Here is a 15757-nt window from a genome sequence, read left to right as displayed (position 1 = left end):
TCGGCGATGACACGGTCCACGTCCTGCGCTATTCGAGCCGGGTCGGCGGGGGGCGGGCCAGTCGGTCTTTACCGGACCGAGCTGGACGGCAGCGGCCTCGCCCGACGATTTTGCGGCGCACGCGTCGCTGTGACGGAACGTGTACGACAGGGCTGGTGACGGCTCTGCGGGGCACGTGATCGTGGAACTTCTGGACCAGACCGTTCGGTCCGGGCCAGAGTTGCGCAGCAGTTCTCGGCGCTGTCTGCCATGACGATGTCGGCGCACAGGCGTCCGGCTGTCGGCAAGGCAGACGCTGTAACGAGAGGGCGTTTAACCGGACCGTTCCGGAAACGCGTTCACGGTTACAGATTGAATGCTGGCGCCCTGCTTTTGCAGGCACACAGTGAATTGTGTTGCGTGGATGGCTGTCAGCAGCTGTCCAGACCAGAACGGCGCCCTGCTGGGGCCTCATATATCGGACGACTGGCGCACGCACATCGCCAGTTCGATAGCAACTGAAGCCCCATCGGGCATAGAGGGACGCTTCGAATGAATATTCACGAGTACCAGGCCAAGGCCGTCATCAAGGAGTTCGGCGCGCCGGTCTCCCGCGGCAAGGCTATTTTTTCGGCTGACGAGGCCGAGGCCGCTGCGCGCGAGCTTGGCGGCCCGCTCTGGGTGGTGAAAAGCCAGATCCACGCGGGCGGCCGCGGCAAGGGCAAGTTCAAGGAAGCTTCGGCTGGCGAGAAGGGCGGCGTGCGCCTGGCCAAGTCGGTCGAGGAAGTCCGTGAATTCGCGCAGCAGATGCTTGGCGCGACCCTCGTGACCATCCAGACCGGCGAGGCTGGCAAGCAGGTCAACCGTCTTTACATCGAGGACGGCTCGGACATCGAGAAGGAATTCTACCTGTCGATGCTCGTGGACCGCGAGACTGGCCGCATCGCTTTCGTCGTCTCGACGGAAGGCGGCATGGACATCGAGCAGGTGGCCCACGACAGCCCCGAGAAGATCGTGTCGTTCTCGGTCGATCCGGCTACCGGCGTCATGCCACACCACGGTCGCGCTGTCGCCAAGGCTCTCGGCCTGACCGGTGACCTTGCCAAGCAGGCTGAGAAGCTCACCGCCATTCTCTATGCTGCCTTCGTCGGCAAGGACATGGAGATGCTGGAGATCAACCCGCTGATCGTCACGACCCAGGGCCAGCTCAAGTGCCTTGACGCCAAGATCAGCTTCGATGGCAACTCGCTCTACCGTCATCCCGACATCGTGGAGCTGCGCGACATCACCGAGGAAGATTCGAAGGAAATCGAAGCTTCAAAGCATGATCTCGCTTACATCGCGCTCGACGGCACCATTGGCTGCATGGTCAACGGCGCGGGTCTGGCGATGGCGACCCTCGACATCATCAAGCTGTATGGCGAAGAGCCGGCCAACTTCCTCGACGTCGGCGGCGGCGCCAGCGAAGAGAAGGTCACTGCGGCGTTCGAGATCATCACCTCTGATCCGAATGTGAAGGGCATCCTCGTCAACATTTTCGGCGGCATCATGAAGTGCGACGTCATCGCACGTGGCGTCATCGCCGCTGTGAAGACCGTTGGCCTCAAGGTTCCGCTGGTTGTCCGTCTCGAGGGCACCAATGTCGAAGAGGGCAAGCAGATCATTCGTGACTCGGGTCTCAACGTGATTCCCGCCGACGATCTCGATGACGCGGCCCAGAAAATCGTCAAGGCCGTGAAGGAGCAGGGCTGATGTCCATTCTGATTGACAAGAACACCCGGATCATCACCCAGGGCTTTACCGGCAAGACCGGGACCTTCCACTCCGAGCAGGCGATCGCTTATGGCGCGACTCTGGTTGGCGGCACCTCGCCAGGCAAGGGCGGTTCGACCCACCTCGGCCTGCCGGTGTTCGACACCGTGGCTGAAGCTGCCGAGCGCACTGGCGCCAACGCGACCGTGGTCTACGTGCCGCCGCCGGGCGCCGCTGACGCCATCTGCGAAGCCATCGATGCGGAAATCCCGCTGATCGTCTGCATCACCGAGGGCATTCCGGTGCTCGACATGGTGCGCGTCAAGCGTTCGCTGCAGGGTTCAAAATCGCGCCTCATCGGGCCGAACTGCCCGGGCGTCGTCACGGCTGGCGAATCGAAGATCGGCATTATGCCGGCCAACATCTTCAAGCCCGGTAATGTCGGCATCGTCTCGCGCTCCGGCACGCTGACCTATGAAGCCGTGTTCCAGACCACGAACGAAGGCCTCGGTCAGACCACCGCAGTCGGCATCGGCGGTGATCCGGTCAAGGGCACCGAGTTCATCGACATGCTCGAGATGTTCCTCGCGGACCCGAAGACCGAATCGATCGTCATGATCGGTGAGATCGGCGGCTCGGCCGAGGAAGACGCCGCCCAGTTCATCAAGGATGAGGCCAAGCGTGGCCGCAAGAAGCCGATGGTTGGCTTCATCGCTGGCCGCACCGCTCCCCCCGGTCGTCGTATGGGCCACGCTGGCGCCATCATCTCGGGCGGCAAGGGCGGCGCTGAGGACAAGATCGCGGCGATGGAAGCGGCTGGCATTCGCGTGTCGCCTTCGCCAGCTCGCCTTGGCAAGACCCTGGTCGAAGTTCTCAAGGGCTGAGCTGCGGCTGGATAAGTCTGGCGACGGTCACCATATCGTCGCCAGCTTTGGGGTTCAGTAACCTCCAGCAGACACTATCAATTTGGCGAACCGACCATCGAACGGCCGGTTCGCGTCTCCCCTTTCGCACCGGAGGAAGGGGGACTGGGGCCGCAAGGCCATGTGTGGCGCGCCACAAGGATGATGGCCGCAAACGCGTTCCGGCAGGGACAACAGTTATGGCGCGACAGGACGACAACGCTCTTTTTGCCGACACCGCATTCCTCTACGGGGGGAACGCCGCCTACCTTGAGCAGCTCCAGGCCAGGTTTGAGAATAACCCGGCTTCTGTCGACGCTGAATGGCGGGATTTCTTCGGCGGACTGAACGACGACGCGTCTTTGGTACGCAAGAATGCGGAAGGCGCATCCTGGCGCCGTGCGAACTGGCCCGTTCACGCCAATGGAGAACTGGTGTCGGCGATGGACGGCGACTGGCCAGCGGAGAAGGTCGTCGGCGACAAGCTGCGCAAGAAGGCGCAGGAGAAGGGCGTCGACCTGTCCGAGAGCGCTGTCGCCCAGGCGACCCGCGACAGCGTGCGCGCCATCATGATGATCCGCGCCTACCGCATGCGCGGTCATCTGCATGCCGATCTGGACCCGTTGCGCCTTGAGTCGCGTGGTGACCACATCGAGCTGCATCCGTCGTCCTACGGCTTCGAGGAAGCCGACTACGACCGGAAGATTTTCATCGACAACGTTCTGGGACTTGAGTTCGCCACCTTGCGCGAGATGCTCGAGATCCTGCGGCGCACCTATTGCCAGACCATCGGCTTCGAGTTCATGCACATCTCGGACCCGGTGGAGAAGGCCTGGATCCAGGAGCGCATTGAAGGTCCGGACAAGGAAGTAACCTTCACGCCGGAGGGCAAGCGCGCCATCCTCAACAAGCTGATCGAGGCTGAAGGCTTCGAGAAGTTTATTGATCTTAAGTACACCGGCACCAAGCGCTTTGGTCTGGATGGCGGCGAATCGATCATTCCCGCCCTTGAGCAGATCATCAAGCGTGGCGGCGCCCTTGGCGTGCGCGACATCTCATTGGGTATGGCCCACCGGGGCCGTCTGAACGTGCTGGCCCAGGTGATGGGCAAGCCGCACCGCGCAATCTTCAATGAGTTCAAGGGCGGCTCGTTCAAGCCGGACGACGTCGAAGGCTCGGGTGACGTCAAGTACCACCTCGGCGCTTCGTCAGACCGCGCCTTTGACAACAATCAGGTGCACCTGTCGCTCGCGGCCAATCCCTCGCACCTTGAGATTGTCGATCCCGTGGTGCTCGGCAAGGTTCGCGCCAAGCAGGATCAGCTGGACGATCGCATTGAGCGTTCGAAGGCGATGCCGCTGCTCATCCACGGCGACGCCGCCTTCGCTGGCCAGGGCGTGGTGGCTGAATGCTTCGGTCTCTCCGGTCTGAAGGGCCACCGGACCGGCGGTTCGCTGCATTTCATCATCAACAATCAGATTGGTTTCACCACCAATCCGCGCTTCTCGCGCTCGTCGCCTTATCCATCGGATGTGGCGAAGATGGTCGAGGCGCCTGTCTTCCACTGCAACGGCGACGATCCGGAAGCCGTGGTGTTCGCCGCCAAAGTGGCGACAGAGTTCCGCCAGCGTTTCCACAAGCCTGTCGTCATCGACATGTTCTGTTATCGCCGCTTTGGTCACAACGAGGGCGATGAGCCGGCGTTCACCCAGCCACTGATGTACAAGACCATCCGCAAGCATCTGACCACGCTGGACATCTACGCCAGCAAGCTGATCGCTGAGGGCGTCGTGACCCAGGCGCAGGTTGACGAGCGCAAGGCGGAGTGGCGGGCGCATCTCGACGCAGAGTTCGAGGCGGCGCAGACCTACAAGCCGAACAAGGCTGACTGGCTCGACGGTCGCTGGTCGGGCATGAAGGCCGTGCGCGAAGACGGTGACGACCCGCGTCGCGGTCACACGGGCGTGCCCATGGACCAGCTGAAGCAGATTGGCGCGCGCCTCACCGAGCTGCCCAAGGACTTCACCGCTCACCGCACCATCGCCCGTTTCATGGATACGCGGCGCAAGGCGATCGAAAGCGGCGAGGGCATCGACTGGGCGACCGCCGAAGCGCTGGCGTTCGGTTCGCTGCTGCTCGAAGGGCATCCGATCCGCCTGTCGGGCCAGGACGTCGAGCGTGGCACGTTCTCGCAGCGTCACTCGGTGGTGCACGATCAGGAGACGGATCGCCGCTACAAGCCCCTCAATCACCTTGCTGACGGCCAGGCCCGCTACGAGGTGGTCAACTCCATGCTGTCTGAGGAAGCTGTGCTCGGCTTTGAGTATGGCTTCTCGCTGGCCGAGCCCAACGCCCTGACGATGTGGGAAGCGCAGTTCGGCGACTTCGCCAACGGCGCACAGGTCGTGGTCGACCAGTTCATCTCGTCGGGCGAGCGCAAGTGGTTGCGCATGTCTGGCCTGGTCATGCTGCTGCCGCACGGATATGAAGGGCAGGGTCCGGAGCACTCCTCGGCGCGCCTTGAGCGCTATCTGCAGGCCTGCGCCGAAGACAACATGCAGGTGGCGAACTGCTCGACGCCCGCCAGCTACTTCCACATCCTGCGTCGTCAGCTGAAGCGCGACTTCCGTAAGCCGCTGGTGTTGATGACGCCGAAGTCGCTGCTGCGTCACAAGCGTTGCGTGTCGTCGCTGGCGGAGCTGGCGGAAGGTTCGACCTTCCATCGTATCCTGCACGACGACGCCGAGCGTTATCCGGAGACCAGCGCCATCAAGCTGGCCAAGGACGACCGTATCCGCAGGGTCATTCTCTGCACTGGCAAGGTCTATTATGACCTCCTCGAGGAACGCGAGAAGCGTGGCGTCGATGACGTCTATCTGCTCCGGGCCGAGCAGCTCTATCCGTTCCCGGTGAAGTCGCTGACCAATGTGATGAGCCGTTTCCCGAACGCCGACCTCGTGTGGTGTCAGGAAGAGCCGAAGAACATGGGCGCATGGACGTTCGTCCAGCCCTATCTGGAATGGGTGCTGGAGCACAGCAACGCCCAGGCTACGCGGCCGCGCTATGCAGGTCGCCCAGCCGCTGCCTCTCCTGCCGTTGGACAGATGTCGAAGCATCTGGCGCAGTTGCAGGCATTCCTCGACGACGCCTTCGCGGCCTGATCACAACCGGCTGCCCCGGCCTGTCGCCGGGGCAGTGCAAATTGTTTAATGATGTCAGCGGCGCCGTTGCGGGACCCGCTCTCTACAGGTGAATGTGACGGGCGAGCACATGACGGCGGCCCGTTCTCGCCTGATCTGTAATCTGACGTGCAGCATGCGCCTGTCGCCCACACGCAGGCCAGACTGCAAGCCCGTCACTGAAGGAAAGACCGACATAATCATGGCGACCGAAATTCGCGTTCCAACCCTTGGTGAATCGGTGACCGAAGCGACCGTCGGCCGCTGGTTCAAGAAGCCGGGCGACGCCGTGAAAGCGGACGAGGCGCTTTGCGAACTCGAAACCGACAAGGTCACGCTTGAAGTGAACGCGCCGGCGTCGGGCGTGCTGTCCGAGATCACCGCCCAGGAAGGCGAGACCGTCGGCGCCGGTGCGCTGCTCGGGTCCATCGCCGAAGGCGCAGCAGGCGCCGCGGCTCCAGCGCCACGCAAGGAGGAGCCGCAGGCCGCACAGCCGGCCTCGAGCCCCGCGGTGGCGAAGGCTGCCGACAACGGTCCGGCTGTGGCGCGCATCGCTGCAGAGAGCGGGGTCAATCCGGCCTCAGTCGCTGGGACCGGCAAGGACGGCCGCGTGACCAAGGGCGACATGCTGGGCGCCGTGGGTCGGCTCGCCAATGCGCCCGCCGTGCAGCCGGCAGAGCCAGTTTCGGTGCGCGCCCCCTCCGCTCCCGATGACGCCTCGCGTGAAGAGCGGGTGCGGATGACGCGTCTGCGCCAGACCATCGCGCGCCGTCTCAAGGACGCCCAGCAAACGGCTGCGATGCTGACCACGTTCAACGACGTGGATATGACCGCGGTGATGGAGCTGCGCGCCCAGTACAAGGATGCATTTGAAAAGAAGCATGGGGCCAAGCTCGGCTTTATGGGCTTCTTCGCCAAGGCTGCCGTGCAGGCGCTGAAGGACGTGCCCTCCGTCAACGCGGAGATCGATGGCGCTGATATCGTCTACAAGAACTATTATCACATTGGCGTCGCCGTCGGCACCGAGAAGGGTCTCGTGGTCCCTGTCGTGCGCGATGCAGACACGCTGTCGATCGCTGACATCGAGAAGCAGATTTCCGATTACGGCCGCAAGGCGCGTGACGGTCAGCTGAAGATCGAGGACATGCAGGGCGGCACCTTCACGATCTCCAATGGCGGCATTTACGGTTCGCTGATGTCGACGCCGATCCTGAACGCACCGCAGTCGGCGATTCTTGGCATGCACCGCATTGAGCAGCGCCCTGTCGTTTACAAGGGGCAGATTGTCGCCCGGCCGATGATGTATCTGGCGGTCAGCTACGATCACCGCATCATTGACGGGAAGGAAGCGGTCACCTTCCTCGTGCGCATCAAGGAAAATCTCGAGGATCCGACCCGCCTGGTCCTCGACCTCTGATCACGTCGAAAGCCCGCGCTCCGGCCGTTTAGGGTTTGGGGCGCCCCACATCCATGTGGTCCTGAGAGATATATTATGAGCTACGATCTCGTCGTCATCGGTTCCGGCCCAGCCGGCTACGTCTGCGCCATCCGGGCTGCCCAACTTGGGCTCAAGACGGCGGTGGTTGAGAAGCGCAAGACGTTTGGCGGCACGTGCCTGAACGTTGGTTGCATTCCGTCCAAAGCCCTGCTGCATGCCTCGGAGATGTTCGAAGAGGCAGGCCATGGGTTCAAGGCGCTCGGCATTGGCGTCGGTACGCCAGAGCTCGACCTTGCGGCCATGATGACGCACAAGACGGACACGGTGTCCGCAAACGTCAATGGCGTGTCTTTCCTGTTCAAGAAGAACAAGATTGACAGCTACATAGGCGCCGGCAAGGTTCTTGGAGCCGGCACGGTTGAGGTGACCGCTGAAGACGGCGCCAGCCAGGTTCTGGAAACCCGCAACATTGTCATCGCCACGGGTTCCGATGTGATGCCGCTGAAGGGCGTCGAGATTGACGAGACGCACATCGTTTCCTCGACTGGCGCGCTTGAGCTTGCACAGGTCCCTGGCAAGCTTGTGGTGATCGGCGCGGGCGTTATCGGCCTCGAGCTTGGTTCGGTCTGGCGTCGCCTTGGCGCGCAGGTTGAGGTGATCGAGTTCCTCGATCGCATCCTGCCTGGCATGGACGATGAAGTGGCCAGGCAGGCGCAGCGCCTGTTCCAAAAGCAGGGCATCTCATTCCGGCTTGGCGCAAAGGTTACGGGGGCAACGGCCTCGGACGCTGGCGTGTCGCTCACCGTAGAGCCGGCGGCAGGTGGCGAGGCAGAGACCGTCAGCGCCGATGTCGTGCTGGTCGCCATTGGTCGCAAGCCTTACACCGATGGCCTCGGCTTGCAGGAGGCGAGTGTGGCGTTGGATGAGCGTGGCCGCGTCGCCATCGATTCCCACTACCAGACAAATGTGCCGGGCATCTTTGCGGTCGGTGATGTGGTTGTCGGACCGATGCTGGCGCACAAGGGTGAAGATGAGGGCATCGCCGTTGCAGAGCTGATCGCTGGCAAGGCTGGCCACGTCAATTACGATGTCATCCCGGCAGTCGTTTACACCCAGCCGGAGATCGCCACGGTCGGCAAGACCGAGGAGGAGCTCAAGGCCGCTGGGGTCGCCTACAGCGTCGGCAAGTTCCCCTTCACCGCCAATGGCCGTGCGCGCGCTAACCGCGCCACCGATGGTTTTGTCAAAGTGCTCGCCGATAAGGCGACCGACAAGGTGCTGGGCGTGCATATCGTTGGCGCCAATGCCGGTGAAATGATCCACGAGGCGGTCGTCCTCATGGAGTTTGGCGGATCGGCGGAAGATCTGGCGCGTTCGACGCACGCGCATCCGACGATGTCAGAGGCGGTGCGGGAAGCGGCGCTGGCCGTTGATAAGCGCGCCATCCATATCTGAGCGGGACATTCCCGACGAGGGCAAAGATGAGGGCGGGCGGCCGGTAGGGCCGTCCGCCTTTATTGCTTGATTTCCGCTCGCGGATGCGCGGTCTGGTAGGCGTCGAGCAACCGGACGGAATCGATTTTTGTATAGCCTTGGGTCGTGGACAGAGATGCGTGCCCGAGCAGCTCCTGGATGCTGCGCAAATCGGCGCCGCCTCCGAGCAGATGCGTGGCGAACGAGTGGCGTAAGGCATGGGGTGTAGCGCTGTCGGGCAGGTTAAGCGCGCCCCGCAGCTGTTGCATCGCCAACTGGATGATACGCGGCGACAGTTTGCCGCCGCGTACACCGACAAACAGTGGGCCATCTGGCGGCAACGGCCAGGGGCATTGAGCGATATAGTCTGCGATCAGAGCAGCCACCTGTGGTAGGACAGGCGTCGACCTGGTTTTTCCGCCCTTGCCGACGACGGTGATTGAGTCAGTCCCTGGCAAGGGGGCATCCTGGCGCGTAATGGCAAGCGCTTCACTGATCCGCAGGCCACTTCCATAGAGCAGCGCCAGCACGGCGGCGTCCCTCGCCAGCACCCAGGCGGGCCTGTCGTCGCCCGCGCGTGTCGTTGCGTCAGTTACGGCGACCGCGGCGCTCGCCAGCAGCGGGCGTGGCAGATTGCGCGTCAATTTCGGGCCACGAACCGCTGCGATGGCGCTGAGGCTTGCCAATCCCTGACGCTCGGCAAATTTCGCGAAGGACCGCAGCGCCGCCAGCTGGCGCATGAGCGTACGGTTATCGACGCCGTCACGCCGTCTCTCGGACAGGAATGCCCTCAGATCGATGGGTCGAAGGTTGGCAAGCCCGTCCATGCTGGGACAGGCCCCAAGCCGGATTGTGAGAAAACCAAAGAACTGCCGCAGGTCGCGTCCATAGGCCTCCAACGTCAGCGGCGACAGGCGACGCACGCTTGCGAGGTGTTCGAGCCAACTCTGGAATACGTCATGAACGTCCGCCGTCATGATCATTCCGCGCACCTCTCGTTCACACCTTGTTCGCGAGACCGGCGATAGTCGACGGCCTCCTCGCTCTGTTTCATATCCTGCCCGCCCATCATGCTTGCAAATCGCGCATGGGCGGCGTGAACTGAGGGCAATGTTCGCCGGCAACGAGACCCACACTGACATTCCGCGCATCCCGGAACAGTGAGAATGTGTGCGCCGCGAGTCTGTGGTGGGCCTCCGGTTCAAAACAATCGCATGGTGGTCCTAACATCCAGTTGCGTTGCGGGGTGCTCATCGCGCGCCGCACGCTGCCCATCGCACCAGCCGCCGAATCGGTGCTATCTCGGCCCATGAGCCGCGCCAATCGAACGCCATTTACTCTGCCGCTGGCGGATGATCCTGAACATGCCATGGCTGTCGTCGACGTGCTGGCTCCGCTGGCGCTTGACGCCACCTGGTCCTATGCCGCGCCGGCCAGTCTGCAACTGCGCGCCGGCGATATCGTTCGTGTGCCGTTCGGGAATCGGGAGACCTTTGGTGTGGTGTGGCGCGTCTGGCCGTCCGACGCACCTCTCCCCGAGCGTAAGTTGAAGGCGGTGCTTGAGAGGGTGGAGGCGCCCGTCATCCCTGACGGCTTGCGAGCCCTGCTCGACTGGGTGGCGCGTTACACCCTTGCGACGCGCGGTCAGGTGCTCAAGCTCGCGCTCAGGCCGCCCAACAAGCTGCCGCCAGAGCCGCCACGGCTCTTATTGGCTGCTACCGGAAAGCAGCCAACGCGCATGACTGACGCAAGGCGTAAGGTTCTCGAGGCGCTTGCCGGCGGCGCTGTGCTCGGGCGCAAAGAGCTCATGGAGGCCGCAGGAGTGGGCGCGACCGTGCTCAACGGTCTGATCGACGATGGTTGCCTCGAGGTCCGCGTCGATCTCCCGCAGCCGGTTCCGGCGCCAGACCCCAGCTATTCGCCCTCCCAATTGTCTGATGCACAAAGTGAGGCGGCGACGGCGCTCGGACGCAGCGTCGCAGATGGCGGCTTCGGCGTCACCCTGCTGGAGGGGGTCACCGGTTCAGGCAAGACGGAGGTCTATTTCGAAGCCGTCGCAGAGGCGCTACGGCAGGGCCGCCAGGCCTTGGTGATGATGCCGGAGATTGCGCTCACGGCACAGTTTCTCGACCGTTTCGCCGCGCGCTTTGGCGTGCGACCGGCCCAATGGCATTCGGGCGTCAGCCCCAGGCAGCGTGAGCGAACGCTGGAGGGGGTCGCCAGCGGGGAGGTGCGGGTGGTGACTGGCGCCCGCTCCGCGCTGTTTCTGCCCTATTGCGACCTCGGCCTGATCATCGTCGATGAGGAGCACGAGACCGCGTACAAGCAGGAAGATGGCGTGCATTACCACGCCAGGGATATGGCGGTGGTGCGGGGCCAGATCGAAGGGTTTCCGGTGATACTCGCCTCAGCGACGCCGTCGCTCGAAAGTCGCGTCAATGCCGGGAGGGGACGTTACAGGCATGTGCGCCTGCCCGAGCGCTTCGGGCGCCGCCAGATGCCAGCGCTAGCGACGATTGATCTGCGCAAGCACCCGCCCGAACGAGGGCGCTGGCTATCGGCGCCGCTCGTCGAAACGGCCCACGAGACCCTGACGCGTGGTGAGCAGGTATTGTTCTACCTGAACCGTCGTGGCTATGCGCCGGTCACCATCTGTCGGTCCTGCGGCCACCGTGCGGCGTGCCCGAATTGCTCGACGACCCTCGTTGAACACCGTTTTCGTCGGGCCCTGGTTTGCCACCACTGCGGTCACACCGAGCGTCGCCCAGATGCGTGCCCTGCCTGTGGCGAGGTGGGGTCGCTTACGGCCGCAGGCCCCGGGGTGGAGCGCCTCGCCGAGGAGGTCGCAACCCATTTCCCGGAGGCGCGCTGCGTCACGCTCTCCAGTGATCTGGCGGGGGGGGCTGAGCGAATCCGACAGGAACTGGATGCTGTGGCCGCAGGCGACGTTGATATCATCATTGGAACCCAGCTCATCTCGAAAGGGCACAACTTTCCGAAACTCACGCTCGTAGGGGTGGTGGATGCTGACGTCGGCCTGTCTTCTGGCGATCCCCGCGGTTCTGAGCGGACCTTCCAGATGCTCCAGCAGGTGACGGGCCGCGCGGGACGCGGCGACAAGCCTGGCCGCGCGCTAATGCAAACCCATCAACCTGACCACCCGGTCATGCAGGCGCTGGTTTCTGGCGACACAGAGCGTTTCTATCGAGAGGAGATCGCCGCCCGCGAGGCGGCGGGCCTCGCTCCGTTCGGTCGCCTGGCGGCGATCATTGTTGCCGCGCCCGATCGCGACGAAGCCGAGCGCCACGCCCGCGCGCTGGCAGCCGCGGCCCATGGGGTTGCAAACACGCCTGGCGCGCCCGATGTCCTCGTTCTGGGTCCCGCGGAGGCACCGCTGGCCGTCATCCGCGGTCAGCACCGCTTTCGCCTGCTGTTCAAATCAAACAGGAATGTCGACGTGCAGGCCTATCTGCGTCAGGTAATCGCTTTGAGCCCGAGACCAGCCACGCGAGTCCGGGTAGTTGTCGACATCGATCCACAGTCCTTCCATTAAGCCGGCCCTGCGACGGCGCGCTTCCGCACAGGCGTCAACGTGAAGCAGGTTGCGCCAGACCAGCCAACTGCTCGCCATTGTTGGGCGGTCAGCCTGTCTCGTCAGGTCCGCGTCAACGGGAGAATCAGCCGAATTCAGAGCGGGGTGATGCAGTGTGGGTCATGGAAGCTGGCGGCGAGCGCTCTCCACAGCGTAATGTGCCGCTGCGTCCTGACGGCGTCGAAGGTCGCAACCCGTGCGATATGGGCGCAAACAAGCCTATCGTGCGACGTGGAAGTGTCCGCAAGCGGTTGCACGTCAATAATCACCATGATAGGGGACCTGCCAACGGGTCGCTGAAAAGGCCGCCCGCTCCCTGTCCATGTGCTCGCGCGACGGTGCGCGTCATGCCAATGACGCAGTGTGCACGAACGTGAGCCTGAAAGTGAGACGCCGACGTGGCCGAACAGCCTTCATTGACAGGTCCGATTTCAGGGGTCGCCGCCCGCTACGCTTCTGCATTGCTGGAAACGGCAGCTGAGGCAGGCGCCGCCGCGATTGATCAGGTTGAAAATGACCTCAACCGGTTCGACGCCCTGGTGAAGGAGAGCGCCGACCTGCAGCGCCTCGTCCGGAGTCCGGTATTTTCGGCGGATGAGCAATTTGCGGCTGTCACCGCGATCCTCGATCGGTCCGGAATTAGCGGCCTCGCCGCAAACTTTCTGAAACTCGTCGCATCCCGTCGCCGACTGTTCGCAGTTCAGCAGATGATTGCGGCGTACAAAGCGCTGGTGGCTGCCCGAAAGGGCGTGGTCCGCGCTGATGTGACGCTTGCAAGCCAGCCGTCCGATCAGGTCGTCGCCGACCTGAAGCAGGCGCTGCGTGATGTCGCCGGTGGCGATGTCGACCTGCACGTGAAAATCGACCCGTCGATCATCGGCGGCGTCATCGTCAAGCTGGGCAGTCGGATGCTCGACGCCAGCCTGCGAAATAAACTCAATTCGATCCGTCTCGCGATGAAAGAGGTCGGCTGATGGACATTCGGGCCGCAGAAATTTCCGCCATTTTGAAAGAGCAGATCAAGAACTTCGGCCAGGAGGCTGAGGTCTCCGAAGTCGGCCAGGTTCTTTCCGTCGGTGACGGTATTGCTCGTTGCTACGGTCTGGACAAGGTCCAGGCCGGCGAGATGGTCGAGTTTGAATCAGGTGTGCGCGGCATGGCGCTCAACCTGGAAAACGACAACGTCGGCGTGGTGGTGTTCGGTTCCGACCGCGACATCGCTGAAGGCCAGACCGTCAAGCGCACTGGCGACATCGTCAGCGTGCCGGTTGGCAAGGGCCTGCTCGGCCGCGTAGTCGACGCGCTGGGCAATCCGATCGACGGCAAGGGTCCCATCCAGGCGACCGAATTCCGTCAGGTCGACGTCAAGGCGCCGGGCATCATTCCGCGCAAGTCGGTGCATGAGCCGATGGCGACTGGTCTGAAGGCGATTGACGCCCTGATCCCGGTTGGTCGTGGCCAGCGCGAGCTGATCATTGGCGACCGTCAGACTGGCAAGACGGCTATCGCCCTCGACACCATTCTGAACCAGAAGCCGCTGAACCAGGGCAATGACGAATCGCAGAAGCTGTACTGCGTGTATGTCGCCGTGGGCCAGAAGCGCTCCACGGTCGCCCAGTTCGTGAAGGTGCTGGAAGAAAACGGCGCGCTCGAGTACTCGATCGTCGTCGCCGCCACCGCCTCTGATCCGGCGCCGATGCAGTTCCTTGCGCCCTTCGCCGGCTGCGCCATGGGCGAGTTCTTCCGTGATAACGGCATGCACGCCGTGATCACCTATGACGACCTGTCCAAGCAGGCCGTCGCCTACCGTCAGATGTCGCTCCTGCTTCGTCGTCCTCCGGGTCGTGAAGCCTATCCTGGCGACGTGTTCTATCTGCACTCCCGTCTGCTTGAGCGCGCCGCCAAGATGAACGAGGAGAGCGGCTCGGGCTCGCTGACCGCGCTGCCGGTCATTGAGACCCAGGCGAACGACGTGTCGGCCTACATCCCGACCAACGTGATCTCGATCACCGACGGTCAGATCTTCCTTGAGACGGATCTGTTCTTCCAGGGCATTCGTCCTGCCGTGAACGTCGGTCTGTCGGTGTCGCGCGTGGGCTCCTCGGCCCAGACGAAGGCCATGAAGAAGGTCGCCGGCAAGATCAAGGGCGAGCTGGCCCAGTACCGCGAGATGGCGGCCTTCGCCCAGTTCGGTTCTGACCTTGACGCCACCACCCAGCGCCTGCTGAACCGCGGCGCCCGTCTGACCGAGCTCCTGAAGCAGCCGCAGTTCTCGCCGCTGAAGATGGAAGAGCAGGTTGCGGTGATCTACGCTGGCGTGAACGGCTATCTGGACAATCTCCCGGTGTCGCGCGTTCGCGAGTTCGAAGACACGCTGCTTGGCGCCCTGCGTGGCCGTCACGCCGACATCCTCGAGTCGATCCGTGCATCGAAGGACCTGAGCGACGACGTCGCTGCGAAGCTTCAGGCCGTCGTCGCCGACGTCGCCAAGACCTTCGCCTGATTGAAGGGCGGCAAGCATGGCCTCGCTTAAGGATCTTCGCAATCGCATCGCCTCGGTGAAGGCGACGCAGAAAATCACCAAGGCCATGCAGATGGTCGCGGCGGCGAAACTCCGCCGCGCGCAGAGCGCGGCCGAGGCTGCGCGCCCATTTGCAGAGCGCATGGGTCAGGTGCTCGGTAACCTGGCCGCAGGCGTGGCTGGTCAGCCGGGCGCCCCCCGGCTGCTGGCTGGCACGGGTTCTGACAAGGTTCACCTGCTGGTGGTGTGCACCGGTGAACGTGGTCTGGCTGGCGCGTTCAATTCGTCGATCATCCGCATGGCCCGCGAACAGGCTATGTCGCTGATCGCCGAAGGCAAGACGGTCAAGATGCTCCTCGTCGGCAAGAAGGGCTATGATGGCCTTCGTCGCCAGTTCGAGGACAAGATCGTCGACTATATCGAGCTGCGCTCGGTCAAGAACCTGACCTGGGATGTGGCGGATGATATTGGTCGCAAGGTGCTCGCGCTTTACGAAGCCGGCGAGTTCGACGTGGCCACGCTGTTCTACTCGCGGTTCCAGTCGGTGATCTCGCAGGTGCCCACGGCGCAGCAAATCATTCCGGCCCAGATCCCTGCCGATGGCGTGGGTGATCGGCTGGGGGGCGCTGTCTACGATTACGAGCCGAGCGAGGAGGAGATTCTCGAATCGCTCCTGCCACGTAACGTTACGGTGCAGATTCTGCGCGCCCTGCTCGAGAACAACGCTTCCTTCTACGGCGCCCAGATGAGCGCCATGGATAACGCCACGCGCAATGCCGGTGAGATGATCCGCAAGCAGACGCTGATCTACAACCGCACCCGCCAGGCGATTATCACCAAGGAACTGATCGAGATCATCTCGGGTGCCGAAGCGCTCTGATCTGGCTGAACTCAGGCCGGCGCGCCGACCATCCATCTGGT

Annotated in this window: 10 protein-coding genes; 9 read left to right on the top strand and 1 reads right to left on the bottom strand. The window is 63.2% G+C overall.

The window, feature by feature from the left end:
• The first annotated feature begins 531 nt into the window (after positions 1-531).
• The 5 genes from sucC (at position 532) to lpdA (ending at position 8705) form a co-directional block, all read left to right on the top strand.
• Positions 532-1731 carry an ADP-forming succinate--CoA ligase subunit beta gene (gene sucC / locus AC6A67_RS03875; RefSeq protein WP_498035241.1) on the top strand — a complete coding sequence of 400 codons (1200 nt, stop codon included), beginning with the start codon at positions 532-534 and terminating at the stop codon, positions 1729-1731.
• Positions 1731-2615, top strand: a complete 885-nt coding sequence (gene sucD / locus AC6A67_RS03870) for a succinate--CoA ligase subunit alpha (protein WP_498035240.1) — start codon at positions 1731-1733, stop codon at positions 2613-2615. Before sucC ends, sucD begins: the two co-directional genes overlap by 1 nt.
• 218 nt (positions 2616-2833) lie before the next feature.
• Positions 2834-5794, top strand: a complete 2961-nt coding sequence (locus tag AC6A67_RS03865) for a 2-oxoglutarate dehydrogenase E1 component (protein ID WP_498035239.1) — start codon at positions 2834-2836, stop codon at positions 5792-5794.
• Positions 5795-6014: 220 nt separating this feature from the next.
• Positions 6015-7229: a 2-oxoglutarate dehydrogenase complex dihydrolipoyllysine-residue succinyltransferase gene (gene odhB / locus AC6A67_RS03860; protein ID WP_498035238.1), complete on the top strand. Its 1215-nt coding sequence runs from the start codon at positions 6015-6017 to the stop codon at positions 7227-7229.
• A 75-nt stretch (positions 7230-7304) separates the two neighbouring features.
• On the top strand, positions 7305-8705 hold the full coding sequence (gene lpdA, locus AC6A67_RS03855) for a dihydrolipoyl dehydrogenase (protein ID WP_498035237.1): 1401 nt from the start codon (positions 7305-7307) through the stop codon (positions 8703-8705).
• A 59-nt stretch (positions 8706-8764) separates the two neighbouring features.
• On the opposite strand, the gene AC6A67_RS03850 is transcribed toward lpdA, so the two are convergent.
• On the bottom strand, positions 8765-9706 hold the full coding sequence (locus AC6A67_RS03850) for a tyrosine recombinase XerC (protein ID WP_498035236.1): 942 nt from the start codon (positions 9704-9706) through the stop codon (positions 8765-8767).
• A 386-nt stretch (positions 9707-10092) separates the two neighbouring features.
• Here AC6A67_RS03850 and AC6A67_RS03845 point away from each other — a divergent pair, with 386 nt between their 5' ends.
• From AC6A67_RS03845 to AC6A67_RS03830, 4 genes are all read left to right on the top strand, one after another.
• Positions 10093-12276 carry a primosomal protein N' gene (locus AC6A67_RS03845; RefSeq protein ID WP_498035263.1) on the top strand — a complete coding sequence of 728 codons (2184 nt, stop codon included), beginning with the start codon at positions 10093-10095 and terminating at the stop codon, positions 12274-12276.
• 437 nt (positions 12277-12713) lie between these two features.
• On the top strand, positions 12714-13289 hold the full coding sequence (locus tag AC6A67_RS03840) for a F0F1 ATP synthase subunit delta (protein ID WP_498035235.1): 576 nt from the start codon (positions 12714-12716) through the stop codon (positions 13287-13289).
• Positions 13289-14818: a F0F1 ATP synthase subunit alpha gene (gene atpA, locus AC6A67_RS03835; RefSeq protein WP_498035234.1), complete on the top strand. Its 1530-nt coding sequence runs from the start codon at positions 13289-13291 to the stop codon at positions 14816-14818. Before AC6A67_RS03840 ends, atpA begins: the two co-directional genes overlap by 1 nt.
• Positions 14819-14834: 16 nt before the next feature.
• Complete coding sequence (locus AC6A67_RS03830; protein WP_498035233.1) at positions 14835-15716, top strand: F0F1 ATP synthase subunit gamma; 882 nt, start codon at positions 14835-14837, stop codon at positions 15714-15716.
• Positions 15717-15757 lie beyond the last annotated feature (41 nt).

This window comes from Camelimonas sp. FR25, from assembly GCF_059740505.1.
The sequence above is the reverse complement of the archived record's forward strand: the minus strand, read 5'-3'. Positions and strand labels throughout refer to the sequence as shown.